The organism is Bradyrhizobium manausense, assembly GCF_001440035.1.
Lineage (GTDB): Bacteria > Pseudomonadota > Alphaproteobacteria > Rhizobiales > Xanthobacteraceae > Bradyrhizobium > Bradyrhizobium manausense.
In genome coordinates this window covers 115771-139183 of the sequence record NZ_LJYG01000094.1, presented here as the reverse complement: position 1 = coordinate 139183, position 23413 = coordinate 115771, and the positions used below count along the sequence as shown (strand labels likewise).

24 protein-coding genes are annotated in these 23413 nt (G+C 62.7%); 14 read left to right on the top strand and 10 right to left on the bottom strand.

Translation table 11 applies throughout. The features are described 5' to 3' along the window. The 6 genes from AOQ71_RS22315 (at position 1) to AOQ71_RS22290 (ending at position 7007) form a co-directional block, all read left to right on the top strand. On the top strand, positions 1 to 492 hold the full coding sequence (locus tag AOQ71_RS22315) for a hypothetical protein (RefSeq protein ID WP_245317068.1): 492 nt from the start codon (positions 1 to 3) through the stop codon (positions 490 to 492). A gap of 46 nt (positions 493 to 538) precedes the next feature. Continuing rightward, positions 539 to 1462 carry a LysR family transcriptional regulator gene (locus tag AOQ71_RS22310; protein WP_057751067.1) on the top strand — a complete coding sequence of 308 codons (924 nt, stop codon included), beginning with the start codon at positions 539 to 541 and terminating at the stop codon, positions 1460 to 1462. 191 nt (positions 1463 to 1653) lie between these two features. Beyond that, positions 1654 to 1923, top strand: a complete 270-nt coding sequence (locus AOQ71_RS22305) for a DUF3551 domain-containing protein (RefSeq protein ID WP_057751064.1) — start codon at positions 1654 to 1656, stop codon at positions 1921 to 1923. Between the two features lie 132 nt (positions 1924 to 2055). Continuing rightward, a complete protein-coding gene (locus tag AOQ71_RS22300) occupies positions 2056 to 3051 on the top strand; it encodes a PAS domain-containing protein (RefSeq protein WP_057751061.1) in 996 nt (331 codons plus the stop codon). 461 nt (positions 3052 to 3512) lie between these two features. Then, a complete protein-coding gene (locus AOQ71_RS22295; RefSeq protein ID WP_057751058.1) occupies positions 3513 to 4868 on the top strand; it encodes a globin-coupled sensor protein in 1356 nt (451 codons plus the stop codon). Positions 4869 to 4895: 27 nt separating this feature from the next. Continuing rightward, on the top strand, positions 4896 to 7007 hold the full coding sequence (locus AOQ71_RS22290; protein WP_057751055.1) for an EAL domain-containing protein: 2112 nt from the start codon (positions 4896 to 4898) through the stop codon (positions 7005 to 7007). A 165-nt stretch (positions 7008 to 7172) separates the two neighbouring features. Here the strand turns inward: AOQ71_RS22290 and AOQ71_RS22285 are convergent, their stop codons facing one another. The 6 genes from AOQ71_RS22285 to AOQ71_RS22260 form a co-directional block, all read right to left on the bottom strand. Beyond that, a complete protein-coding gene (locus AOQ71_RS22285; protein ID WP_057751052.1) occupies positions 7173 to 7808 on the bottom strand; it encodes a response regulator in 636 nt (211 codons plus the stop codon). A gap of 171 nt (positions 7809 to 7979) precedes the next feature. Next, the gene (locus tag AOQ71_RS22280; protein WP_057751049.1) at positions 7980 to 8609 is read right to left on the bottom strand and encodes a response regulator; all 630 of its coding nucleotides are present in this window, start codon (positions 8607 to 8609) and stop codon (positions 7980 to 7982) included. Between the two features lie 71 nt (positions 8610 to 8680). Beyond that, positions 8681 to 9463, bottom strand: a complete 783-nt coding sequence (locus tag AOQ71_RS22275; protein WP_083514404.1) for a sensor histidine kinase — start codon at positions 9461 to 9463, stop codon at positions 8681 to 8683. A gap of 389 nt (positions 9464 to 9852) precedes the next feature. Continuing rightward, positions 9853 to 11115 (bottom strand): arginine deiminase, encoded by a 1263-nt coding sequence (gene arcA, locus AOQ71_RS22270; protein ID WP_057751046.1) that lies wholly within the window; start codon positions 11113 to 11115, stop codon positions 9853 to 9855. A gap of 24 nt (positions 11116 to 11139) precedes the next feature. Next, a complete protein-coding gene (locus AOQ71_RS22265; protein WP_057751044.1) occupies positions 11140 to 12573 on the bottom strand; it encodes a basic amino acid/polyamine antiporter in 1434 nt (477 codons plus the stop codon). A 144-nt stretch (positions 12574 to 12717) separates the two neighbouring features. After that, a complete protein-coding gene (locus AOQ71_RS22260) occupies positions 12718 to 12933 on the bottom strand; it encodes an efflux RND transporter permease subunit (protein ID WP_057751041.1) in 216 nt (71 codons plus the stop codon). A gap of 224 nt (positions 12934 to 13157) precedes the next feature. Between AOQ71_RS22260 and AOQ71_RS22255 the strand changes: the two genes are divergently transcribed. Next, positions 13158 to 13664 carry a DUF1269 domain-containing protein gene (locus AOQ71_RS22255; RefSeq protein ID WP_057751038.1) on the top strand — a complete coding sequence of 169 codons (507 nt, stop codon included), beginning with the start codon at positions 13158 to 13160 and terminating at the stop codon, positions 13662 to 13664. A gap of 19 nt (positions 13665 to 13683) precedes the next feature. Here the strand turns inward: AOQ71_RS22255 and AOQ71_RS22250 are convergent, their stop codons facing one another. Both AOQ71_RS22250 and AOQ71_RS45265 read right to left on the bottom strand, forming a co-directional pair. Next, positions 13684 to 14397: a Bax inhibitor-1/YccA family protein gene (locus AOQ71_RS22250; protein ID WP_057751035.1), complete on the bottom strand. Its 714-nt coding sequence runs from the start codon at positions 14395 to 14397 to the stop codon at positions 13684 to 13686. Between the two features lie 183 nt (positions 14398 to 14580). Further along, a complete protein-coding gene (locus tag AOQ71_RS45265) occupies positions 14581 to 14976 on the bottom strand; it encodes a hypothetical protein (RefSeq protein WP_162268395.1) in 396 nt (131 codons plus the stop codon). Between the two features lie 54 nt (positions 14977 to 15030). On the opposite strand from AOQ71_RS45265, the gene AOQ71_RS22240 reads away from it, so the two are divergent. The 7 genes from AOQ71_RS22240 (at position 15031) to AOQ71_RS22210 (ending at position 20283) form a co-directional block, all read left to right on the top strand. Next, positions 15031 to 16470, top strand: coding sequence for a basic amino acid/polyamine antiporter (locus AOQ71_RS22240; RefSeq protein ID WP_057751030.1), 1440 nt, complete (start codon positions 15031 to 15033; stop codon positions 16468 to 16470). 32 nt (positions 16471 to 16502) lie between these two features. Beyond that, positions 16503 to 16727: a hypothetical protein gene (locus AOQ71_RS22235; RefSeq protein ID WP_057751028.1), complete on the top strand. Its 225-nt coding sequence runs from the start codon at positions 16503 to 16505 to the stop codon at positions 16725 to 16727. Positions 16728 to 16830: 103 nt separating this feature from the next. Continuing rightward, positions 16831 to 17883, top strand: coding sequence for an AI-2E family transporter (locus tag AOQ71_RS22230; RefSeq protein ID WP_245317067.1), 1053 nt, complete (start codon positions 16831 to 16833; stop codon positions 17881 to 17883). Between the two features lie 2 nt (positions 17884 to 17885). Then, positions 17886 to 18479 carry a hypothetical protein gene (locus AOQ71_RS22225; protein WP_057751022.1) on the top strand — a complete coding sequence of 198 codons (594 nt, stop codon included), beginning with the start codon at positions 17886 to 17888 and terminating at the stop codon, positions 18477 to 18479. Continuing rightward, positions 18480 to 18959 carry a DUF992 domain-containing protein gene (locus AOQ71_RS22220; protein WP_063958285.1) on the top strand — a complete coding sequence of 160 codons (480 nt, stop codon included), beginning with the start codon at positions 18480 to 18482 and terminating at the stop codon, positions 18957 to 18959. It begins immediately after the preceding gene. Positions 18960 to 19080: 121 nt separating this feature from the next. Next, positions 19081 to 19638 (top strand): HdeD family acid-resistance protein, encoded by a 558-nt coding sequence (locus tag AOQ71_RS22215; RefSeq protein WP_057751398.1) that lies wholly within the window; start codon positions 19081 to 19083, stop codon positions 19636 to 19638. 402 nt (positions 19639 to 20040) lie between these two features. Then, positions 20041 to 20283 carry a hypothetical protein gene (locus AOQ71_RS22210; RefSeq protein WP_245317066.1) on the top strand — a complete coding sequence of 81 codons (243 nt, stop codon included), beginning with the start codon at positions 20041 to 20043 and terminating at the stop codon, positions 20281 to 20283. 33 nt (positions 20284 to 20316) lie between these two features. Here the strand turns inward: AOQ71_RS22210 and AOQ71_RS50350 are convergent, their stop codons facing one another. Together AOQ71_RS50350 and edd are read right to left on the bottom strand one after the other, a co-directional pair. Then, positions 20317 to 20697 (bottom strand): hypothetical protein, encoded by a 381-nt coding sequence (locus AOQ71_RS50350; protein WP_430648643.1) that lies wholly within the window; start codon positions 20695 to 20697, stop codon positions 20317 to 20319. 862 nt (positions 20698 to 21559) lie between these two features. Then, on the bottom strand, positions 21560 to 23389 hold the full coding sequence (edd, locus tag AOQ71_RS22205) for a phosphogluconate dehydratase (RefSeq protein ID WP_057751013.1): 1830 nt from the start codon (positions 23387 to 23389) through the stop codon (positions 21560 to 21562). Positions 23390 to 23413: the final 24 nt, after the last annotated feature.

Below are 23413 nucleotides of genomic sequence, written 5' to 3'. Positions count from 1 at the left end.
ATGGAGATGATGATGCTCTCGAAGACCCGTTCAGTCCTTGCTTTCGCTGCGACGATCGCGGCGAGTTCGCTCGCCCCGTCCATGGCATTTGCGCAATTTCCGCCGCCGCCGCCGATGGCGCCCGCGGGCCCTCCACCCATTGCTGCAGCAGCGCCTCCAGCCTTCGCAGGTCCCGGTCCCGCCGCACTTGGCGGTCCTCGCCTCGGTCCGGCAGCGGGGCCGCGCGCCGATCTCGCCGCGCGAGGTGCCGGCGGCGGGCCGACCCTCGTGAACGCCGCGCGGACCACCGCGGTCAACATCGGCGGTGCCGGCTATCGCTATGGCGGTGTGCACGGATATGGATATGGAGCGCGCGCTGCGAGCTATGCCGGCGCATACGCGGCCGGCGCCTATGCCGGGTACTCCTATGGCGGCGCGCGCTCGAGCGGCTACTCGAGTAGCGACTGCTACTACGTTTATAGACGCCATAGCAGGTATCTCGTCTGCGACTAGCCGTGAGCACGTTGCATCTGACGAGCGCAGTCCGGCTGAACGCGACATGGACATCGTAAGCGCCCTGGCGGTACTGGTGCGGGTCACCGAGACCGGATCATTCTCGGCTGCGGCGCGCGAGCGCGACGTCAGCAAGGCGGCCGTGGCGCGGCAGATCTCCGCTCTCGAGGAGCATTTCGGCGTTCGTCTGCTGCACAGGACGACCCGCAAGCTCAGCCTGACCGACGACGGACAGATGCTGCTCGATCTCGCGCGCCCGGTGCTCGAAGGCATCGAGACCATCGAAGCTGCGCTTGGACGACAGAGCGCATCGCCCGTGGGCCTGGTTCGCCTCGGGATCATGGTCGCGGCCAGCCATTTTCTCGCACCGCGACTGCCGGCGCTGCTGGCGAGCAATCCCGGCCTCAAGGTCGAACTTGTTGTAAACGACCGGTTCGGCGACATGATCGAAGACCGCCTGGACCTGGCCATGCGGGTCGGGGACATCGTCGATGCGTCCCTCGTCGGACGACGGATCGGGATAGCGGCCCGTGTCGTGGTCGCGGCGCCCGGCTACATCGCAGCGCACGGCGAGCCGCGCAATCCGGGCGAACTCGCAAGCCATGCCTGCATCATCCACGACATCGGCCCGGGATCGGACATCTGGGCCTTTGCGGGGCCGGACACCGCGCGGGAGGTTCGTGTGTCGGGCGGCATGCTCGCCAATGATGGCGCCGCGGTCCATCTTGCGGCTCGTGTCGGATATGGCATTGCCTTTCTTCCGCTCGTGCAGGTGGTCGATGACCTCCGCCGAGGCGATCTGGTCCGTCTCTTGAGCGACTATCCTTCGCCGGGACTGCCCTTCAGCCTGGTGTACTCGTCACGACGGCATTTGGCGCCCCGCACCCGTCTGGTGATGGATTTCGTCATCGAGCAGGTGCGGCAGATCCGCACCGAGCAATCAGCCTTGTCCGAAGAAGCGATCGTATAGCGCGAAGCGGCGCCTGTAGCGACGAGTGGTTCCAGGATTCATCTCTTTCTTCGCGCTTTGTGCCTGACTGGTCGAGTGGATTGGCTCAATTCGCGAGACAGTCTTTCGCGCTGCATCTGCTTTTTCCGAAAGCTCGCCCCGGCTAACTGTCCGTCGGTTTCATCACCGAACCGAAAGCACGGAGTGTAGACATGACCAAGACCATCGCCTTGAGCACCATCGCAGCGGCGGCACTCGCCGCTGCGACGTTCTGGTTTACGGCGGAGCCAGCAAGCGCGAAGAGCTACGAATATTGCCGCCTGGACTACGGTTTGGGATCGCCGCGGGACTGCGGCTACGATACCATGCAGCAGTGTCTTGCCATGATTTCCGGCCGCGGTGGCAGCTGCACGCGCGATCCCGCCTACCAGAGCGAGTCGTTTGCCTACGCTCCGAAAAACACCGGCCGTCGCCACCACTAAGGCGTTCCCGATCTTGCCGAGCGTTCTGGCGCAAATTCGCGCCAGAACCTTGCTCTACCAGGCTGGCGCACCGCTGGACAATGTTCCTGACTTCGCTAAGTGTCAGGTCTTTGGACTATCAAGAGCAAAAAAATGTTGGACCTCTTGAAGAGAGGCACCGAAGAAAGCTTCGGTCTGATCGAGCGTGAACTGCGGTGCGGACTGTGGAGCTGGAATCTGCGTACCGATGAGATGCACTGGTCTCGCGGGTATCATGATCTTCTGGGCATCGAGCCGGGAAAGGTAGCGCCTTCCTTTGCGGCCATCCTCCAGGTGACCCATCCGGACGATCGAGGCGCGCAGGCCGAGGTGGAGCGGGTCATCCAGAAGGCCTCGACCATCAGACGGAAATTCCGCGTCATTCGCCGCGGCGGCAACATCGCCTGGATCTACTGTCAAATCATCGTCTTTGTTGACCCGAAGGGGGCGGCGGAGAAGGCGATCGGCGTCTGCACCGATATCACGGCCCGCGAGGATCAGCTCAACCGGCTGCGGATTGCCGACGAGCGGTACCGTGCCCTGATCAAGGCTGCGGGAGCCGTGGTGTGGATCGCCAAATCGGACGGTCGAATCCACGAAGTCGTCAATTGTGATCATGGCAGCCAGATCGTCGCATCCGAATCTGGCTGGCTCCAGCTCGTGCATCCCGATGATCAGGAGAAGATGCTCAGGGTTTGTGCGGCCGCGAGCCGGGAGAAGCGCGGCTATGACGTCGTGCACCGCTTTCTCCAGGCCGACGGTACTTTCAAATGGAGGCGTTCCACCGGCCAGCCGCTGCTGGATGATGCAGGCAATATCAAGGAGTGGCTGGGGATCAGTGTTGATCTGGACCGCGATACGGCGCGCGCCGGTACCCACCGCGTGACGGGGGCGCAAATCAGGGCCGCGCGCGGGCTCGTGCGGTGGTCGGTCAAGGATTTGGCGCACGCTGCGGGGATCACGCGTGCGACCATTCGACGACTGGAAGAAGCGGACGGCGCTCCGCCTCACAACGATCCGGCGCTTGCCGCGATCGAAGCCGCGTTCGCGAGCGCCGGTGTCGAATTTTTGTTTCGGGAGGCCGGAAAACCGGGTGTGCGTCCCCGCTAATTTGGCGTGTCACCAGGGCTGATTCCGTAAGATTTGTCGCTACGTTTGCTGATCGACGACCATCGCCACAAATTTGGCTCTGAACTGCCGAAGCGAGGTGCGCGGACGCAGGCAATGGGCGCGCAATTCGCTTCGCAGCCGCCAATTTTGCCTAACAAAGGGTTAGCACGGTCGGTATTATTGTTCTGCACGTGGAGCTCCGGCGCGACGTGCAGGCATCATGAAGAAAATCATTCGACATCTCGCAATCGACACGCGCACTCAGCTTCTGGCCGCGCGGCTATGGGGCTTGCCCGACGAGCCGAGTGACCTCGTCATCGCGGCGCTCGTCGTCACACTCGAAAAATACGTAGCCGTCGACATGGCGCTCACCAAGCTACTCCGACCGGCTGGTCGACTGAGCTGGTGCGGTGCCGGATTCCCATATTTCTTTTCACAGTCACTTTTGAAAGGACCAGACCATGACGGACCTGCCCGCCTGCGCCACCTCCGATCAGCAAGCCCAGGCGAGACTGCGCTTCATGGGAATTGCACCCCGCACGGGGGAGCTGTTGCGGGAATTCTGGGCCATCGCCGAGCCGGCCGTTCCGCACATTCTGGACGGCTTCTACCGGCACGTGACGAGTGAGCCTCAGCTTGCCGCGTTGATCGGGAATGATATTCCCAGGCTGAAATCAGCGCAGGGCACGCATTGGGCGCGGCTGTTCAACGGGCGGTTCGATGACGAATACCTGAAGGGTGTCCGTGCCATCGGCATGGTCCACAACAAGATCGGCCTGGAGCCACGTTGGTACATTGGTGGATATAATTTTGTCCTGAACCAGCTCGTGGCGCTCGCCACGCGGCGCTATCGCTGGAGGCATAGGCGTCTCTGCGAGATCCTGAGCGCGGTGAATTGCGCCGTGATGCTCGACATGGAAATCGCCATCTCCGTCTACCAGGAGGCAATGCTTGCCGAGCGGGAAAGGCGGCAGGAGAAAGTCCACGCTGCGATCCGCAGCTTTGATTCCCGGATGAAAAGGGTGTTGGACACCGTCGATGGTTCGGCGGACAGTCTCCAGAGCGCAGCCAATGCCCTGGCGGCAAGCTCCTCGCAATCGACCCAGCAGTCCGGCGCGGTGGCGGCAGCTTCGGAAGAAGCGTCGACGAATGTACAGGCGGTTGCCGCATCCACGGAGCAACTGACCTCATCGATTCAGGAGATCGGCCGTCAGGTGTCCGACTCGACGAAGATCGTCCGGATTGCGGTCGAGCAATCCGCGCGGTCCGGCGACACGGTCCAGAGCCTTGCGAAGGCGGCGCAGCGGATCGGCGACGTGGTTGAGCTGATCAGCACAATCGCGGGACAGACCAACTTGCTTGCTCTCAATGCCACAATCGAAGCCGCGCGAGCCGGGGAGGCCGGGCGCGGCTTCGCTGTCGTTGCTTCCGAGGTCAAAGCCTTGGCGGAGCAGACGGCGAAGGCCACTGGCGAAATCGGAGAGCAGATTCTCTCGATTCAGGGCGCAACCAGGGAGGCGGTAGCGGCGATTCAGGATATCGGCCGCACCATCGGCTCCGTCAGCGAGATTGCGACCGCCGTCGCGGCGGCCGTGGAAGAGCAGGGCGTTGCGACCGCCGAGATTGCGCGAAATATCCAGCAGGCGGCCCAGGGCACGCAGGAGGTATCCACCAATATCACCGGGGTAAGCCAAGCCGCCACTGAAACGCGGCAGACAGCGGCAAGGCTCCTGGGCGCTTCCGAAGAGCTCTCGGTGCAGGCTACGGCCCTTCGGTCGGAGGTGGAAACGTTCTTTGCCGAAATTCGAGCAGCCTAGCGCAATATTCAAAAGTCTGGCGGCACAATGACTCAACCAACGATCGATTTCGGGGTCGGCGGACGCGCGCCGAAGCGCGAGGTGAACTGGGAGCAGCTGCTCCACACCGCCATCGAAAGCAGCTCTCATGGCCTGTGTGTCTTCGACTGGCGATCCAGGCTGGTGATAGGCAATGAACAGCACCGCAGCCTCTATTCGCTGACGTCCTCGGAGGTCTCGCCGGGTCGCCCCGCCGAGGATGTTCTCATAAGCCGCCATGCCCGGGTGGCCGGAGCGAAGGCCAATGGCCAATTGGCCGCCTATCTGGCGGCCATAAGTCGGCGCGAAGCGTTCCGCACCACCTATGAATTGCAGGACGGGTCGTTCGTCGAGCTCGATATGCATCCGATGTCGGACGGTGGCTTCGTCGAACGGCACCGCGATGTGACCGAGCTTCGCCTCGCAATGGTCCGGGCCGAAGAAGCGAGGCAGGAGCTGATCGAGAGGCAGTACGCCATCGACCAGGCCGTCATTGTCGCGATCACGGACGTCCGCGGCACGATCACCTACGCCAACGATCGGTTTTGCGAGATCAGCGGGTACACCAGGGAGGAGCTGGTCGGAAGCAACCACCGTGTCCTGAAATCGGGGGTTCATTCACCGCAGGTTTTTCGCCAGATGTACCGTTGCCTCGCCCGAGGAGGCGTCTGGCGGGGCGAGCTGTGCAACAGGGCCAAAAGTGGCGAGCTGTACTGGGTCGACACCGTGATCACGCCCCAGCTTGGCCCTGACGGGAAGCCGGTTGCCTACATGGCGATCCGGGTCGATATTACTGCCCGAAAGAAGGCCGAAGCGCAGCTCAGTCATGCGGCCCGCCATGACGCGTTGACCGGTCTTCTGAACCGTGCAGCTCTCCTGGACGATCTTTCGGAACGGCTGTCCCAGACACAGGCAAGACGGCAGCAGCTGATCATTTACCTGCTTGATCTCGACGGCTTCAAGCATGTGAATGACACGCTCGGTCATGCCGCCGGCGATGCATTGCTCAAGCAGCTAAGCGGACGTCTTGTCTCGGTTGTTCCAGAAACTGCCCTGATCGCACGCCTGGGCGGTGACGAATTCGCGATCGTGCAGTCCAGCTCCACCGACGAGCGTAAAGAGACCGAAGCGCTCGCGATCCAGCTGCTGCAGGCGATCGCCATACCGTTCTCGATAGAGTCGCAGGAGGCCTCGGTCGGCGTCAGCATCGGCATCTCGATTGCACCGTTGCATGGTGTTACGGTTCCAGAGCTGCTCTACAAGGCCGACTTGGCTCTGTATCGAGTCAAATCGGACGGGCGCAGCGGATTTCATGTCTTTGAAGATGAAATGCGCAGCCGCGCGCAAGACCGCAATCGGCTCGTCAATGAGCTCCGGGCTTCGGTTGCGCGCGGCGAGTTCGAGCTCCACTATCAACCTATCTGCGAGGCCGAATCCCTGCGGCCGCGCAGCGCGGAAGCGCTGGTGCGATGGCGCCATCCCACGCGAGGCTTGCTTTATCCAGATGAGTTCATCGGAGTTGCCGAAGATAGCGGGCTGATGGAGGCATTGGGACGGTGGACCCTGGAAAGGGCGTGCGCAGACGCCGCATCGTGGCCCGCGGAGCTCAGGGTTGCGGTCAATTTGTCTCCGGCTCAATTCCGGGGAGGGCTGCTGTTCGACTCCATCATCGGCGTGCTGATGAAAACCGGCCTTCCGCCGCATCGGCTCGAGCTCGAAGTGACGGAATCGATGCTGCTGCAGGACAGAGAGGAGAATCTCCTGTTGTTTCGCCGGTTGAAGGACCTTGGAATAACCTTTGCCCTGGATGACTTCGGCGTCGGCTATGCCTCGCTGGGTTCGGTCGTCTCATTCCCGTTCGACAAGCTCAAGATCGACCGCTCGTTCACGAGCGAGCTGCCGGGCAAGCCGGCGAGCAGGGCGGTCGTCGCATCCATCATGACATTGGCCCGCGGCCTCGATGTGGAGGTCACGGCGGAAGGTGTCGAAACAATGGAGCAGCTTGCGTATTTGCGGGGTCAAGGAATCGATTCGGTGCAGGGCTATCTGCTGGGCAGGCCTGCGCCATTCGGCCCGCTGGAGAGGGCGAGAGCGGTTGTCGGATGCAAGCCGGGCTTGTGAACCGGCGCATGGTTGACGGTCAGCTGCTTGATCCTGACATCATGCCCCTGTTTTGCCCGACGGATCAAGCTGTTTTTTTCGTAAAATTCGAAAAGCCGCAGCGGCGCCAATGCGTCGGCTACTGTGCATGGGGTTGTTTTTCGAGATTGAGACAGAAACGGATAGTCACGGCACTACCAGCTTCTTGCGGATCGCATACCGGACCAGTTCGGCCGTTGACGACATTCCGAGCTTGCGCATCGCCGTAGCGCGATGGGTCTCGACCGTCTTCACGCTCAGCTTCAGAACGGCGCTGATGGATCTGTTGGTATGCCCTTCCGCGATCAATTGGACGATGCTTTGCTCGCGCGACGTCAGCAGCATGCCCGACTTGCCCTGCTTGTTGAGCTGGTAGTCGTGCAGGAGCTTCTCGACAAGGGCGCTGGTAAAATAGGGTCTTCCGTCGAGCAGCGCCTCGATCGCGAAAATGAGGTGCTTCCTGGCATCCGACTTGAACAAAAAGCCGCGGACGCCGGCCAGGACCGCTTCCGTCAGCAGCTCCTCGTCCTCATGCATCGTCAAGATCAACACTTCCGTACGCTGACGGAGCGCCCTGAGACGGCGACTGACCTCAAGACCGTTGATGAGCGGCATCGAGTAGTCGACGATCACGATGTCCGGCCTCGCCTCCAAGGCCAACGCGATGGCCTGCTCGCCATTGCTCGCTTCGCCCGCAACAATCCAGTTCGGCTGCATTTCAACGATTGCGCGCAGCCCGGAGCGCACGACTTCATGATCATCCGCAATCAAGATGCGTTTCACGGGCGTCGTTCTCGTTGTTCCCGCCACAGTCGAGCAGATGACCGGCGGCGGCAAGGTCGAACGATCCTATCGATCGCACGTCGCAGGATTATCCTGCAAAACCCTGAGATGCTTCTGCGAAGTTACTCAGCTAGCGCCCTCGCTCGCGACATCTCCGGGGCCAATGCGCCCTCACGCCTCGACCAGCGAGGCGCGTACGGCGTATCGGACCAGGCCGGCAGTTGAATTCACGTCCAGCTTGCGCATGGCCGCCGCCCGATGCGCCTCCGTCGTCTTGACACTGAGGTTCAGGAGCGCGCTGATGCTCTTGTTGCTGTAACCTTCCGCAACCAGCTTGACGACGAGCTGCTCGCGCGGAGTGAGCCCGTGGGACTGGTCGGCATTGCCGCACGATGTCCGGTTCGCTCCACTCGGGCAACTCACGCTGCAAAACCGCCTATGCACCAGAAGCGATTCGACGGCTGCCAGAAGCAATCTGTTTGCATCCGATTTGACCAGGAACGCGCGTGCACCGGCCTCGAACGCCTGCTCCGCAAGCAGGCCGGAATTGTGCACCGTGAAGATCAAGACTTCCGTCGGCAACGGATATTCCCTGATCCGCCGCGCAACCTCCACGCCGGTCATTCGCGGCATCGAAAAATCCACGATCGCGACATGCGGCTGACTCTCGATTGCCGCGCTCAACACCTTGCCGCCGTCGCTCACTTCGGCGACCACTTCCCAATCCGTTCGCTGCTCGAGCACTGCCCGCAAACCTGATCGCACGGCTTCATGATCATCAGCGATAAGGAAACGCTTCATGTCCGAGTACTCCGGGGTCATTCACACGGCGGCCCGGCTTGAATGGCTGTATTCTCGCCTGCCATCGGTGTTCAGTGTTCTTGTTTCCTCACAGCGTGCTCGTTGCCCCTCGTATCAGTGCCGGCCTTGCGCGAGTTGCGCCTGTTCGGCGTCAGACCGTGCGGAAACACCGCCCGAAGGATCGTGCCGGAACGGTGCGCCGTCGTATCGGAGTAGATTTCGAGCGAACCTCCGATTTGCTGAAGTCTGGCTTTCATTGCGGGAATTCCGACGCCGATCGATATCGCCCTCGCGCCTGGCCTGGCTTGGTCGGCTCGAAACCCGCGCCCGTTGTCGCTGATCGTCAGCCGAAGCTCGCTCTCGGCCACATCAAGGACGATACCCACTTCCGTCGCCTTCGCGTGACGGAACACGTTCGTGAGGCCCTCCTGTACAACTCGCAGGATCGAGCGCTGCTTTTCGTAAGGCAGCAGATCGACCTCCGGCGCGATTCTGGTCGTGACCCGCAGCGACGTGCGCGCCGCGAAACCATCCGCGTAATGCTCGATCGTGGCCTTCAGCCTCTCCAGCGTGAGATTCTGCGGATGCAGCAAATAGGCAAAGGCGCGAATTTCCCTGAGGGCTTCGTCGATCGACGCGTCGATCTCCTGGCACAGCCGCTCGGTCGCAGCCGGATCGCAAAGGCTCCGCCGGATCCGCATCAGGCCCAGGCTCGCAGCGATCAGATGCTGGCATGTCGAATCGTGCAGATCGGAAGCGATCCGCTGCTGGATATCCTCCTGGATGGAGGCCAAATTGAAGATCGGATGATCCAGCTCGGTGGGGGAAGAGCGATGTGGCTTCACGGCACGCACTCACTTCTCCGGCGACGCTCGACACTGAATCTCAATATCGAGCGTCTCCTACCTTGCCCAATTGGGCGAAGCGGACGGATGCGCGCGCCCGCGGGGCTCCGCTGTTATACACCGTTAGGTTGCGGACACAAACAAGTTGCCCTGCCGGAGCGTCGAGTTCTCGAATCTGTGAAAGCCCCGGGGTTCGAGTATGCAGTTTGTGCCGAAGTCGGACAGTGATTCAAAGACGATGCAATCGATGGGCAAACGCTGCGGATGGCCTTCATGAACCATGGCGGAGGCCCACGCTTCGCTGCTACGATCGGAACTCGATGATCGTGAGTTCCATCTCGCCTGAAGTGGCGCTCGGCCGTGACACGCCGGCCACGGCCGGTCCCCACGCGATCTGCCTAGTAGTCCACCGCGTCCCTGATGATCGGGCAGGTCATGCAGTGTCCGCCTCCGCGGCCCCGCCCCAACTCGGCGCCGACGATGGTGATGACCTCGATCCCCTCCTTGCGCAGCAGCGTGTTGGTATAGGTGTTGCGATCATAGGCGAACACGACGCCTGGTGAGGCGCAAACCAGGTTAGCTCCGCTGTCCCACTGCGTTCGCTCGCGCATATAGGCGTTGCCGCCCGTCTCGACGACGCGCAGCCTCTTCAGACCGAGCGCCTCGGCCACGACCTCCACGAACGGCTTCTCGTCTTTCCGTAGTTCGATGCCGGTGGCATTGTCGGCCGGCCGATAGGAGTACGCCGTGATGTTGTTGACGATGTCGGGATAAAGCAGCACGCAATCGCGGTCGGCGAAGGTGAACACGGTGTCGAGATGCATCGCAGCGCGCAACTTCGGCATGGCGGCGACGATGACGCGTTCGGCCGCCTTCTGCTTGAAGAGCGCCGCAGCGAGTTGGCTGATCGCCTGACGCGAGGTGCGCTCGCTCAAGCCGATCAGCACATTGCCCTTGCCGATCGGCATCACGTCGCCGCCTTCGAGTGTGGCCAGTCCGTGATCCCTGGTCGGATCGCCCCACCAGACATTCACCTTTCCGGCGAAATCCGGGTGGAACTTGTAGATCGCCGTCGTGAGGATCGGCTCTTCGTGGCGCGCAGGCCAATAGAGCGAGTTGAGCGTGACCCCGCCGTAGATCCAGCAGGTCGTATCCCGTGTGTACAGCGTGTTCGGCAATGGCGGCAGCAGATACTCGGTCATGCCTGCCGCTTCACGGACCAGCTTGAGCGTCTCACCGCCATGTGCGTCCGGGAAATCATGGGTCGACACGCCGCCGATCAGGGTTTCCGCAAGGTCGCGCGGCTTGAGGCCTTCGAGGTAGGAGCGAAGCTCGTCGACGAGGCCAAGGCCGACCTGATCGGGAACGACCTGGTTGTCGAGAATCCACTTCCTGGCCTCGGGGATCGCGACCGTCTCCGCCAGCAGATTGTGCATCTCGACGACGTCGACGCCGCGGTCGCGCATCTTCTGCACGAAGTCGAAATGATCGCGCTTTGCGTTTTCCACCCACAGCACATCGTCAAACAGCAGGGTGTCGCAATTCGACGGCGTCAGGCGCTGATGGGCGCGGCCGGGCGAGCAGACCAGGACCTTCCTCAACTGCCCGACCTCCGAATGGACACCAAAGCGAATCGAAGTGGCCGACGTCTGATTTGCCATGGGAGCTCCCGCGAGTTTTGCTGCCTAGATCGTAATGTAGCCAGTGGCCAATCCGTGGATTCCGACAGCCGCGCCGACGGCGGCTGCGATGAAGATGCCCCACTCGACAGCTGTGAAGACCTTCGCCTTCCGTTCCAGGCGCGCCCAGAAGTACAGGGCCGTCCCAGGCGCGTAGAGGATCAGGGACAGCAGCAGAAACTTCATCCCGGCAGAGTAGATCAGGAACAGCGTGTAGATGAAGGCGATGCCGGCGAAGATCGTGTCGCGTGTGCGCTCACTGCCGCTCTTCTCATAGGTCTCGCCCCGCCTGACGAGCCGAAGCCCGTAGGCCGCGACCAGGAAGAATGGAATCAGTGACATCACGCTTGTCAGATTAAGCATCAACGCGAACGCATCCTGCGACCAATAGGTGCTGATGACGAAGAGCTGGACGATCACATTCGTCAGCCACAGCGCCGCGGCCGGGACCTTGTTCGCATTCTCCGTTCCGAACAGGGCTGGCATGTCCCTGGTCCGGCCGGCCGCCGAAAGCACCTCGGCACAGATCAGGGACCATGCAAGATAGGCTCCGAGCACCGAGACGAGGAGCCCGATGCTGACGAAGACGGCACCCCAATGCCCGACCACCGCCTCGAGCACCGTCGCCATGGACGGCTGCCGCATCTCGGCGATGTCCGCGCGGGGAAGCACCGCGTAAGGCAGCATGGTGACGAGCACCATGAGACTGGTGACGATCACAAAGCCCAAAATCGTCGCCGCGCCGACGTGAGATCGCTCCTTGGCGTAGCGTGAATAGACGCTGGCGCCCTCGATCCCCAGAAACACGAACACCGTGACCAGCATGGTCGCACGGATCTGGTCGAACAGACCCTTGTCCGGCATGCCTTCGCCGCCCCAGAAATTGGCGCGGAACATGTCGTATTTGAACGCGACCGCGAGAATGACGATGAAGACCAGGATCGGCACGATCTTGGCGATGGTGACGACCGTGTTGATTGCGGCCGCCTGCTGCACGCCGCGCAGGATCATGAAGTGGAAGAGCCAGATTCCGATCGAGGCGACGACAATCGCGGTCACCGTGTTACCTTCTCCGAAGACCGGGAAGAAAGCGCCCAGGGTCGACTTGATCAGGACCCAGTAGGATACGTTGCCGATGCAGCTGCCGATCCAGTAGCCAAATGCCGATAAGAAGCCGGGATAGTCGCCAAACCCCGCCTTGGCATAGGCGTAGACGCCGGCATCGAGCTCGGGCTTCCGCTCGGCCAGCGTCTGGAACACCCGCGCGAGGGTGTACATGCCGCCACTGGCGATGCACCAGGCAAAGATGGCGCCGAACGGGCCGGTGGCGATGCCGAAGGTGCGGGGCAAGGAGAAGATGCCCGAGCCGACCATCGAGCCGACCACCATTGCGGTCAATGCGAACAGAGAGAGTTTTTGGATTGACGGCGTCCCAGTCATGGGGAGACCTCGCGACACGAGGGGTGCGCTACATCCTGGCCGATTGACTTGCCCGGTCGTTGCACCATGCGCCTTGGGCAGAGCCTGGAATATCGGGTGATCACCCAGGGGAGGGCCGGGATTTCCCTCGCCGGAAACGACGGCTCAAGACGGCGCCGGTGCGGGAGCGCCGGTGCGTTCCTTCTCGCCGAAACAGGCCACGTACATTGTCGGCAGCAGGACCAAGGTCAGGACGGTCGCAACCAGCAGGCCGCCCATGATTGCAACGGCCATCGGTCCCCAGAATACGGTTGGCGCAATCGGAATCATGTTCGGCGCGCCTGTCTGCAGCTTGGCAGCCTTGTCGAGCGAGGCGATCATGTCCTCCGTCAATGGCCGGCGGCCGGCATCTGCATGCTCGCCGTGACGGTGCTGCTCGCCGCTTCGATGTTTGGAGCGGATTGAACGCCTGCCCGGATCGGAAAAACATCCTTCGCACCTCGGGTTTTGTCGGATGCCGGGGTGGCGGCTCACGCTCTATCCTGGATGTCGTGCTGTGCAGTCGGGGCCAGTCGGTCCTGAGCGGAATGGAAACGGAGGTCTCAATGTCCGATCTCGTCGCGATCGTGTATCCGTCCGAAGCGAAAGCCGAGGAGGTACGTCAGCGTCTCCTCAAACTGCAGAAAGAGTACCTGATCACGATAAGCGACGCTGTGATCGCCGTGAAAACGGAGTCCGGCGGCATCAAGCTCAATCAACTCGTCAACACCACCGCGATGGGCGCGATGACCGGAAGCTTCTGGGGTCTTCTGATCGGCGTGATCTTCCTCAATCCGATCCTCGGTGTCGCGATCGGCGCGGCATCCGGCGCACTTGGCGGTGCATTGTCCGATTTCGGCATCGATGACGCCTTCATGAAGCAGCTGGCCGGCTCACTCCACACCGGCAACGCCGCGTTGTTCGTCCTGATCAAGAACATGACGGCCGACAAGGTGCTGAAGGAGATCAAGGACGCCGGCGGAACGGTGCTGAAGACGTCGCTGGACGACGCCAAGGAACAGGCACTGCGCGACGCGCTCGCAAGCGCTGCCGCGGAGCGGCCGGCGGCCTGAAACGGCCGCCTTTGGCCGTTCAGCGCCGGCCGCCGAGCAGGCGTAGCATCATCGTGAACAGGTTGATGAAGTTGAGATAGAGCGACAGCGCCGAAATGACCGACTTGCGGCCTGCCGAAGTTTCATCGTCACCGGCATCGTACATCGCCTTGATCCGCTGCGTGTCGTAGGCCGTAAGGCCGGCAAAGACGCCGACGCCTACGATCGAAATCAGCCAGTCGAGCCCGGTTGACCGCAGGAAGATGTTCACCAGGCTGGCGATGATGACGCCAATGAGCCCCATGAACAGGAAGGTGCCGAGGCCGGAGAGGTCGCGCCGCGTTGTGTAGCCAAAGACGCTGAGCGCCCCGAACGTTGCGGCGGAGATGAAGAATACGCGGGTGATCGAAGCGCTGGTATAGATGTGGAACAAGGTCGAGAGCGACACGCCGACCAGCGCTGCATAGACGAAGAACAGCAGGCGCGCCGTTGATGCCGAGAGCGTATTGATGCGCGTGCCGATGAAGAACACCAGCGCCAGCGGCGCCAGGATAAACACCCACATCAAGGGACTTTGCAGCAGCGCCGGGCCGGTGAGCTGGTGGGTCAGCCACGCGGCGACGGCGGTGAGGCCGACACCCGCGGCCATGTAGTTGTAGATGCGCATCATATAGTTGCGCAATCCGGCGTCCACCGCAGCCGTGCCGCGGCCGATCGCGCCTGATGTCGAAAGGTTCTGGTCGAGGTTTGACATCGCCTGCCTCCTCCTGAACTCGCGGAGCTAGAGCCACGCTACCCTCCAGGACCAGGCGACGACATCGGACAATCACCCGAGTGCCCCTGGCGAAAACCCCTGCAACCCCGCCTTCACGGCACCATCCCGCGCATGACGATTGCGCAATCTGGCGCCGCTTCTCATCCCTTTGGCGTAGGCCTCTTACGGCTTTGTCACTTGGAAGCCGGCGGTGATCCGGCTTAATTCTGCGGCATGCGCTTCTTCTTCCATATCGTCGACAAATACGGGCTTTGTCCCGATGGCATCGGATGCGACCATGCCAATGACGACGCAGCCGTTCTGCATGCCCAGCGGATCGCCGCCGAGCTCGCGAAGGCCGGCGAGTTCTTCCGCGCCGGTGTCGTCTTCGTAGCGCGCGCCGCTCTTCCCGGATCGCCGTCGTGCGGTGGCGATGAGGGCCCGGCTGCACCCGCCGCCAAGAATCTGATCAAGCCCTGAAGGCGGCTTGCTGGGCTCCGGCACGGGCCGATTTCCTGCTCTGGCTCCTACAGAGAATCCCTGATGTCCGAAGGTGAGAGGTGCCTCTAGGCTCGTCACCGGGATCGGCCGCCATCGGTGCCGGCTTCGTCCCGGATTTGGAAGGCCGTCCTCATGGCTCCTTCGACCAACGACGCCAACCAGAAGCTCTCCCGCAACGCCCTCATCGCCCTTGTGATCGGGTCGATGGTCGGCTCCGGCATCTTTGCATTGCCGGCATCGTTCGGACGAGCCACCGGCGCATTCGGAGCGATCATCGCCTGGGCGATCGCAGGCACGGGCATGCTCATGCTGGCGCAGGTGTTCCAATCGCTGTCACGGCGCAAGCCCGACCTTGATGCCGGCATTTACGCTTATGCCAAGGCTGGATTCGGGGAGTATATCGGGTTCGCCTCGGCCGTCGGCTACTGGATCGGCTGCTGTCTTGCCGACGTCGCCTGCCTCATCCTGATCAAGGCGACGCTGGGAATATTCTTCCCGGTGTTCGGCGACGGCTCGACACCGATCGCCATTGCTTCCGCAACCGTGCTCCTGTGGAGCGTGCACGTGCTGGTGTTGCGCGGCATCAAGGGCGCGACCGCGCTCAACACCGTGGCGACCTACGCCAAGGTCATCCCGATATTCCTGTTCATCGTCGTGGCCGCGATCACCCTCGACGGCGATGTGTTCACCGGGAATTTCTGGGGAACGCAAGCGCCGGATGCTTCCGATGTGTTCACCCAGGTCCGCAGCACGATGCTGCTGACGGTATTTGTCTTCGTCGGGATCGAGGGGGCAAGCGTATATTCCCGCTATGCCCAGAACCGCGCCGACATCGGCTTCGCAACTGTCGTCGGCTTTCTGACCGTTCTTTGCCTTCTCGTCCTGGTGACGCTGCTGTCGTATGGCGTGCTGCCGCGACAACAGCTGGCGGGCCTCCCGACGCCGTCGATGGCGGGCGTCATGGAAGCGATGGTTGGTCGCTGGGGCGGCGTGTTCATCAGCGTCGGATTGCTGATCTCGATCCTCGGCAACTATCTTTCATGGTCGCTGCTGGCGGCCGAGGTGCTGCATTCCGCGGCCGTCAATCGCACCATGCCCTCGTTTCTCGCCCGCGTAAACGCGCACGACGTTCCCTCCGGTGCGCTCTGGCTCACCAATTGCGTCATCCAGCTCTTCCTGCTCGTGACCTGGTTTGCCGAATACGCCTTCACGCTCGCCCTGAAGATGACCAGCGCGATGACGCTGGTTCCGTACTTCCTGGTCGCGGCCTATGGCCTGAAACTGGCTTCGCGCGGCGAGACCTACAAGGCCTTCGAGCGGGCGCGCATCGTCGATTGGATCCGCGCGATCATCGCGACGCTTTACGCGATCGGCATGATCTACGCCGGCGGGCCCAAGTTTCTGCTGCTGTCGTCGATTCTGTATGCGCCCGGCACGTTGCTGTTCTTTCTGGCGAAGCGCGAACGCAAGCAAGCGACCTTCACACCGCTCGAGGCCGTTCTGTTTGCAGCGATCGCCATCGCCGCATGCGCCGGCATCTATGCACTCGCGACCGGAGCCATCTCGATCTGAATTGAGCCACCTCTGATCATTTGGAGGCGAACATGAAAATCACGCTCTTCGGCGCCCTGATCCTGATCGGAATGGCGGCGGTGGCCGCACCGCCGACCCTGTCCTTTGCCCAGTCGAACGCGCCTCCCGCATCCGCTGCAACGACGCCCAATACCAGCATGACACCGACCAAGCACCGGTACTGGCGTCATCGCGGCGGCAAGCATCCGCACTTTGGCAGCCGCCGCGTCCGCAGCCAGGTCCAGACGCCGCAGTAAGACCTGCAAAATCGGTCGACCCATGAACGATGCGAGTCCAGGCGAGAGAGACGACCAAGTCGCACGAGGCGACGAACCCAGCCGCGATGCCGGACCGCGCAGCATGCTGGGGACGGGACTGAGCCTGCTCGCCGCCGGCGTCGCGCTGTTCCTGGTCTGGCAGACGGTCTCCAGCCTGCTGCTCATCTTCGCGGGTGTGCTGTGCGCGGCGTTTCTCGATGCGTCAGCGCGGGCGCTGGCGCCGGTCATCCCGCTCAATCGTGCCTGGCGGCTGACGCTGGTGCTGTTGCTGCTATCGGCCATCGCGGGGTTCGGCCTCGACTGGGGCGCGGGCAAGCTGCCGGAGCAGACGCGGAACTTGATCAAGGTGATGGACACCCAACTCGACATCGTCCAGGCGCAACTGCTGTCGTACGGCGTGGAGCTGCTTGGGCCGGAAGGCGGCCGGAATTTCTCGCAATGGCTTTTCTCCGACCAGGGCAGGTTGATCAGCCATGCCCAGATCGTGCTTGGCGGCGCATCGAGCCTCTTGACCGGCGCTCTCGTGATCCTGTTCCTCGGAATCCTGTTCGCGTTTGATCCGATCAGCCATCGCGACAGCCTGGTCATGCTGATGAAGCGGTCGTATCGCGCGCGGGCGAGCGCCGTCATGGACGAGATGGGCGCCGTCATGCGGCTGTGGTTCGTCGGGCAATTGGTCCGCATCATCCTCATGACGCTGTGCGTGTGGATCGCGCTCTATCTCATCGGGCTGCCAGGTCCGTTCGTGCTGGGATTGCAGGCGGGCTTGTCCAATTTCATCCCGTATCTCGGGCCGATCCTGGCCGCGATTCCGATTGCGCTCGTGGCAATGCCGCTCGGCGCCTCACTGCTGATCTGGGCCATCGTGGTCTACACCATCATCCAGTCGGTGGAAGGCTATGTCATCGGCCCGTTGATCCAGCGCCAGGCTGTCGAAATTCCTCCTGCCTGGACCTTGGTTGCGATCGTCCTGCTGGGCGCGATGTTCGGCGTCATGGGCATCGCGCTCGCCATGCCCGCGGTCGCCGTCGGGCGGGTTGCGATCATCCGGTTCTACGTCGAGGACTGGCTTGAGGATGATCCCAGGCGGACGTTGCAAGAAAAGGTTGAACGCGAAACATTCGTAAGTGGATGACCATGAGCGACGTCGAAGTCGAACGGAACGATGGCACGGAGAGCCCCGCACCGCGTTCGGGGATGGCTCACTTCCTGTGGCAGCAATTGCCCTATGTCGTGGCGCTGGTGCTCGCCATCGCGGGCGTCGCCTATACCAACGTGTCCCACCAGCCTCTTGTCGGCTATTGGGAATTCCTGGCGCTGTCCATCGGCGTCGTCTGCGTCGTCACCAAATGGCCGGAGGCGGAGGGCAAGGAGGCCCAGCTCCGATTGATCTGGACCCAGGCGCTGCATTGGGTTGCCGTCCTGGTCACCATGAACATCATGCTGGTGTCGGGCGTGCAGCAATTGCTTCCCACACCGGCAACCGGCCTCGTCCTGCTGACCTTGCTCGCACTCGGCACGTTTCTGGCGGGCGTCAGCCTTCTGTCGCTGCAAATCTCCTTCCTCGGCCTTGCGATGGGCTTGGCCGTCCCGGCGATATCCTGGCTGAAGCAGTCGGTCTTCTTCTTCCTGCTGGGTGCCGTGCTGCTGATCGGGCTCGGCATCACGTTCTGGCTTCGCCAGGACCGACGGCCAGCGACGAGATCCATCAACAACCACAGGGAGGCTTGAATGCGAACAATGCGGCTCGTTTTCATCGGTGCGTTCGCCTTGATATGCACCGCCTTGCCCGCCCGCGCCGAGGCATTCCGGGTCGGCAGACTGTTGTGCTTCAGTGAGCCGCGCGTGGGGCTGGTTCTTGGATCGGCGCAAGCGCTGCGCTGCGTGTTCTACGCGCGCAGGACACGTCAACCATATGTCTATGAGGGACGCATCAGGCGCATCGGTCTCGACCTTGGCGTGACCTCGGCCGGCACCTTGTCCTGGGGCGTCCTCGCCAGGAATTCCCGGATCGGCCCCGCCACCTTGCGCGGGAACTATGTGGGAGCGAGCGGCGCCATCGCCCTTGGACCGGGCCTCGGAGCCAACGTTCTGATTGGCGGATCGCGCCGAAGTATCATGTTGCAGCCACTGTCGATCGAGCGATCGATCGGGCTCAATCTCGCGGCCGGCGTCACCAATCTGACATTGGGCCCACGCGGCCGGCGATAGCGCGCGACAGCGGGTGACGACGTTGGATTTCCCGCTTTCTTGCTCAGGGTTTCGTCGGATGCCGAGGCCGCGGGGTCGAAGTTATCATGCCAGGCAGATGATCGCGGTCCAGGAGGATGGCATGACGGTCTACGACGGCCGGTCCGGCATCGAAGCGCTGGGTCCTCCGCCCCTGTGGGTCTGCGTCCTTCTCGGCATCGTGATGATTGGCGCCGGCGTCGCGGTGCTGGGCGATGTGGTGGTCGCGACTGTCATCAGCGTGAAGCTGATCGGGCTGGCGGCAATTGCAGCGGGTGCGTTCGAGATCGTCCATGCCTTCTGGACCAGGGGGTGGGGCGGCTTCCTGTGGCAGATCCTGCTCGGCGCACTCTATGTCGCCCTCGGACTCGTGCTTCTGACTCAGCCGGCTGCGGGCGCCCTGATACTGACCTATTTCCTCGGCGCCGTGCTGTTCGCATCGGGTGTCATCAGATGCGTGCTGAGTTTCGCCTATTGGCGGCAGAACGGTTGGATGATGCTGGTCTCCGGTCTCTTCGCGGTCCTTGCCGGGCTGCTCATCCTGTTTGGCTTTCCCACCATCAGCGCCTGGGCGCTCGGCTTCCTGCTGGGCGTCGATCTGATCTCGCACGGCCTCGCCTGGCTGCTCTACGCGCTTCACGCTGCGCGAAGCACTGCGTAACAAGAGGAGAAAGATGATGGATACTCCCAACCGTCGAGCTTTCCTTGGCTTTGCCCGGAACGCCGTTGCCGCCGCCGCGATCGGCGCGATTGGGGTTCGTTTCATTGAGGCCGCAGAAGCGATGCCGATGGCTCCCGATCTTGCCAAGGCCGCCGGGCGGTCGAATCTCCTGACCCAGGCGCAGTGGGGACCGGGTCCCGGCTGGGGACCTGGACCTGCTCCCGGCTGGGGCCGCCCGCCGCCGCGCCGGCGCCGTCGCTGGGTTTGCTGGTGGCACCGAGGTCGTCGTCATTGCGGCTGGCGGTGGGTTTAGCAACGTTCCAGCGAAAGTCTCACATCCCGGCGGCGGCAGATTTGTCGCGGAGCTTGTGCGGGTCCCGAGTTCCTATGACGGAGGCAATTGTGCGCAACACCAGGCATTGGCTTCTTTCTGCGGCTCTGGCAGCTCTTCTTGTTCTGGCTGTCTGGTACTGCGCGTCGGTGTGGCAAGCCACCTCACCAATGCCGCTTTACCGCAATGTCATCCTTGGAGTTGCTGCCGTCCTGATGTTCGTGATCGGCGTCGGCCTGACGGCCCTGATGTTCTACAGCCGCCGCAAGGGCTACGACGAGCCCGCACGCAGCGATCCGAGGCCGCGGGAGTGATGGGTTTCGCAAAGGCCCAACCCATCCTGCGTACTAATGCAGCCGCTGGTGAGGAGGATGAACCTCACTCATCTGCTCCAATCTCAGCTCCAGCCGCTCATTCAGCAGCATCAGCGCTCTGAGTGCGCCGCGCCAATCACCGTCACAAGCTGCAACGATCTCATCGACAGCAAGCTGGTATTGATCAAGAGCAGAACTGGTGCGTTGGCGTGACATGCGCACAACATCCAAACAGAAACCTAAGTAGATCGTGCCATTAAGGGGGCATTTTCCCCGTAATTCACAACAACATTTGTTGTGTTTGCGGGCTTCAACCGGCGCGGCCGCGAGGAACGACGGAGCGATTGCCACGTTTTCCCGATAGCCCAGGTTCGTGATCCTGGGCGAGAAGGTGAACTTGCCCCAGCTCACCATCCTTTGTGAAGCTGGGGTTTTTTCACCCCGACTCCCAGTCGCTGGCGGCCGCTCCGAGCTACCAGTAATCTCTTGCGACCAACCGCTCCTGTTTCGCACTGCGTCAACCCCTCCCCGCAAAAATATTCCACTTTACCGAAATTCGGAAATGGCGTATGTTTCGCTCCATCCCGGCTCATCCTTGAGGGGCGGTCTCGAGTCGTCTTGATTGCGAGCCGGGCTTGCGGTGGACGCGGGCAGCGTTGGGCGCGATGGGTGCGGGCAGGGCGGGTAGTCCCTGTGAGTCCGAAACCTTCGCGCAGACGAACGGCGCTGTCAGGTTCGTCTCGCCGGCATGCTTCCGGCAACGTCGACACGGCCGGACGATCATGCGGCGAACTCGCGAACCCCAGCGTACGGCAAAACCGTGTGGTCCCGGCCGTCGTCGCTACGGTCAAGCCTTTGCGGAGGTGTGGAGCGTCCAACCGGGCTGGCCACATCGCTAATTCGCAAGGCGAGGGAGGCCAGAAGGAATTCGGCTCCCGGGAGAGCGCGGCATAAGCCGTCAAACCACTGCGCAGGGAAGGCCGAGTGTTCGGCACCACCTGTATGCTGCTGTGCGGTCTTTTTGCGCTACATTTTCGCGCAGCGGACCGCGGGTGCGAGGTCGGCACCCGGTCTTCCCTGCGCCCTCTTGGTTTTGAGGGCAGCAAGAGAATGAAATGACAAGGCAAAGCTCGGGTGAAACACGCCGCGAGAGCGCCGGGCCATGAGCGCGGCGCTGCGAGCCGGACGGAGCCATCATCAGGCAAGAAGGCAAATCGTGCTCCGCAGCGCGTTACCCATGCAAGCCCATCTCACCTGCGCCGGCCGCCTTTTGCATTCACGTCACAAAAACGCTGGCGCCGCGATCTGCGCAGCTGACGCGCTCGCGGAAGAACCCGAAGAGCTCGCGGCCAATCCCGGTATGTGCTGCGGAGAGATCGGCTTGCGCGCAGGCTCGCGCGGCCCACTCGCCCGGGGCGACGAGCACGTCCAGCCGACCAGTTTCGGCGTCGAGCCTGATGACGTCGCCGTCGCGAATCCGCGCAATCGCACCGCCGTCAGCCGCTTCTGGCGTGACGTGAATGGCGGTGGGAACCTTGCCCGAGGCGCCCGAAAGCCGCCCGTCGGTCACAAGTGCCACTTTCAGCCCGCGGTCCTGAAGAACGCCAAGGAGCGGCATCAGCTTGTGCAGCTCCGGCATTCCGTTTGCTTTGGGGCCCTGGAAGCGCACCACCGCAATCATATCACCCGTGAGCTCGCCGGCAGCGAAGCTCCGTTGCAGATCCTCCTGGCAATGGAACACGCGTGCCGGCGCTTCGATCACATGGCGCTGCGGCGCCACTGCAGAGGTCTTGATGACGGCGCGCCCGAGACTGCCGTTCAGAACCCGGAGGCCGCCTGTCGTTTGGAACGGGTCAGAGGTCCCCCGCAGCACGGCGGTATCGCCGCTTGCGGCCGGTCCATCGCGCCACGTCAGCCTTCCCTCGACATCGAGCCGCGGCTCTTGCAGGTACGCATCGAGCCCGGCGCCGCAGACGGTCAGGGCGTCGCGGTGCAGGAGCCCGGCAGCAAGCAATTCCCGGATCAGGAAGCTCATGCCGCCGGCGGCATGGAAATGATTCACGTCTGCGGAGCCGTTGGGATAGATCCGCGCGATCAGCGGCGTCACCTCCGCAAGGTCGGCGAAATCGTCCCAGGTCAGTGTGAGGCCGGCCGCCGCGCCCATGGCAACCAGGTGCAGCGTCAGATTGGTCGAGCCGCCGGTGGCGTGCAGCCCCACGATGCCGTTGACGAAGGCGCGCTCGTCGAGCACGCGACCGATCGGGATGTACTGATTGCCGAGCGATGTGATGTCCAACGCGCGTTCGGTGGCGGCACAGGTGAGCGCATCGCGCAGGGGCGTGTTCGGGTTCACGAAGGATGCGCCCGGCAGCTGCAGGCCCATGATCTCCATCAGCATCTGGTTGGTATTGGCGGTGCCGTAAAACGTGCACGTCCCCGCGCCGTGATAGGCCTGCGCCTCGGCTTCCAGCAAGGCGTCGCGGCCGACCTTTCCTTCCGCGTAAGCCTGCCGGATTTTTGCTTTTGCGTCGTTGGCGAGGCCCGAGGTCATCGGACCCGATGGAATGAAGACCGCGGGCAGATGCCCGAACGACAATGCACCGATCACGAGGCCCGGCACGATCTTGTCGCAGATGCCGAGAAACACCGCGGCGTCGAAGGTTTGATGCGACAGCGCGATCGCGGTGGACAAGGCGATGACCTCGCGCGAGAACAGCGAGAGCTCCATTCCCGCTTCGCCCTGGGTGATGCCGTCGCACATCGCCGGTACGCCGCCCGCGACCTGGGCGACCCCGCCGGCTGCGCGCGCGCTCCGTCGGATAAGTTCAGGGAAACGCTCGTAGGGCTGATGCGCCGAGAGCATATCGTTGTAGGCCGTGACAATTCCGAGGCTGGGGACGTGACCGTCCTGCATCAGCTTCTTGTCGTGCCCGCCGCAGGCCGCGAAGGCGTGGGCCTGGTTGGCGCATCCCAGCCGCCGGCGGACCGGCGTGCTCGCCGCGTTCGCAATGCGGTCGAGATAGCGTGCCCGGCTGTCGTGACTGCGCCTGATGATGCGGTCCGTCACTTCGGCCACCCGCGCATTGACCTTTGCTTCGATCGTCATACACGCCTCCTGACTGCGGACCTG

What these genes read in the sequence shown, in the direction of transcription:
- AOQ71_RS22315 (WP_245317068.1), top strand. Translation starts at nt 1, where the DNA reads ATGGAGATGATGATGCTCTCGAAGACCCGTTCAGTCCTTGCTTTCGCT.
- AOQ71_RS22310 (WP_057751067.1), top strand. Translation starts at nt 539, where the DNA reads ATGGACATCGTAAGCGCCCTGGCGGTACTGGTGCGGGTCACCGAGACC.
- AOQ71_RS22305 (WP_057751064.1), top strand. Translation starts at nt 1,654, where the DNA reads ATGACCAAGACCATCGCCTTGAGCACCATCGCAGCGGCGGCACTCGCC.
- AOQ71_RS22300 (WP_057751061.1), top strand. Translation starts at nt 2,056, where the DNA reads ATGTTGGACCTCTTGAAGAGAGGCACCGAAGAAAGCTTCGGTCTGATC.
- AOQ71_RS22295 (WP_057751058.1), top strand. Translation starts at nt 3,513, where the DNA reads ATGACGGACCTGCCCGCCTGCGCCACCTCCGATCAGCAAGCCCAGGCG.
- AOQ71_RS22290 (WP_057751055.1), top strand. Translation starts at nt 4,896, where the DNA reads ATGACTCAACCAACGATCGATTTCGGGGTCGGCGGACGCGCGCCGAAG.
- AOQ71_RS22280 (WP_057751049.1), bottom strand. Translation starts at nt 8,609, where the DNA reads ATGAAGCGTTTCCTTATCGCTGATGATCATGAAGCCGTGCGATCAGGT.
- arcA (WP_057751046.1), bottom strand. Translation starts at nt 11,115, where the DNA reads ATGGCAAATCAGACGTCGGCCACTTCGATTCGCTTTGGTGTCCATTCG.
- AOQ71_RS22265 (WP_057751044.1), bottom strand. Translation starts at nt 12,573, where the DNA reads ATGACTGGGACGCCGTCAATCCAAAAACTCTCTCTGTTCGCATTGACC.
- AOQ71_RS22260 (WP_057751041.1), bottom strand. Translation starts at nt 12,933, where the DNA reads ATGATCGCCTCGCTCGACAAGGCTGCCAAGCTGCAGACAGGCGCGCCG.
- AOQ71_RS22255 (WP_057751038.1), top strand. Translation starts at nt 13,158, where the DNA reads ATGTCCGATCTCGTCGCGATCGTGTATCCGTCCGAAGCGAAAGCCGAG.
- AOQ71_RS22250 (WP_057751035.1), bottom strand. Translation starts at nt 14,397, where the DNA reads ATGTCAAACCTCGACCAGAACCTTTCGACATCAGGCGCGATCGGCCGC.
- AOQ71_RS22240 (WP_057751030.1), top strand. Translation starts at nt 15,031, where the DNA reads ATGGCTCCTTCGACCAACGACGCCAACCAGAAGCTCTCCCGCAACGCC.
- AOQ71_RS22235 (WP_057751028.1), top strand. Translation starts at nt 16,503, where the DNA reads ATGAAAATCACGCTCTTCGGCGCCCTGATCCTGATCGGAATGGCGGCG.
- AOQ71_RS22230 (WP_245317067.1), top strand. Translation starts at nt 16,831, where the DNA reads ATGCTGGGGACGGGACTGAGCCTGCTCGCCGCCGGCGTCGCGCTGTTC.
- AOQ71_RS22225 (WP_057751022.1), top strand. Translation starts at nt 17,886, where the DNA reads ATGAGCGACGTCGAAGTCGAACGGAACGATGGCACGGAGAGCCCCGCA.
- AOQ71_RS22220 (WP_063958285.1), top strand. Translation starts at nt 18,480, where the DNA reads ATGCGAACAATGCGGCTCGTTTTCATCGGTGCGTTCGCCTTGATATGC.
- AOQ71_RS22215 (WP_057751398.1), top strand. Translation starts at nt 19,081, where the DNA reads ATGACGGTCTACGACGGCCGGTCCGGCATCGAAGCGCTGGGTCCTCCG.
- AOQ71_RS50350 (WP_430648643.1), bottom strand. Translation starts at nt 20,697, where the DNA reads ATGGTGAGCTGGGGCAAGTTCACCTTCTCGCCCAGGATCACGAACCTG.
- edd (WP_057751013.1), bottom strand. Translation starts at nt 23,389, where the DNA reads ATGACGATCGAAGCAAAGGTCAATGCGCGGGTGGCCGAAGTGACGGAC.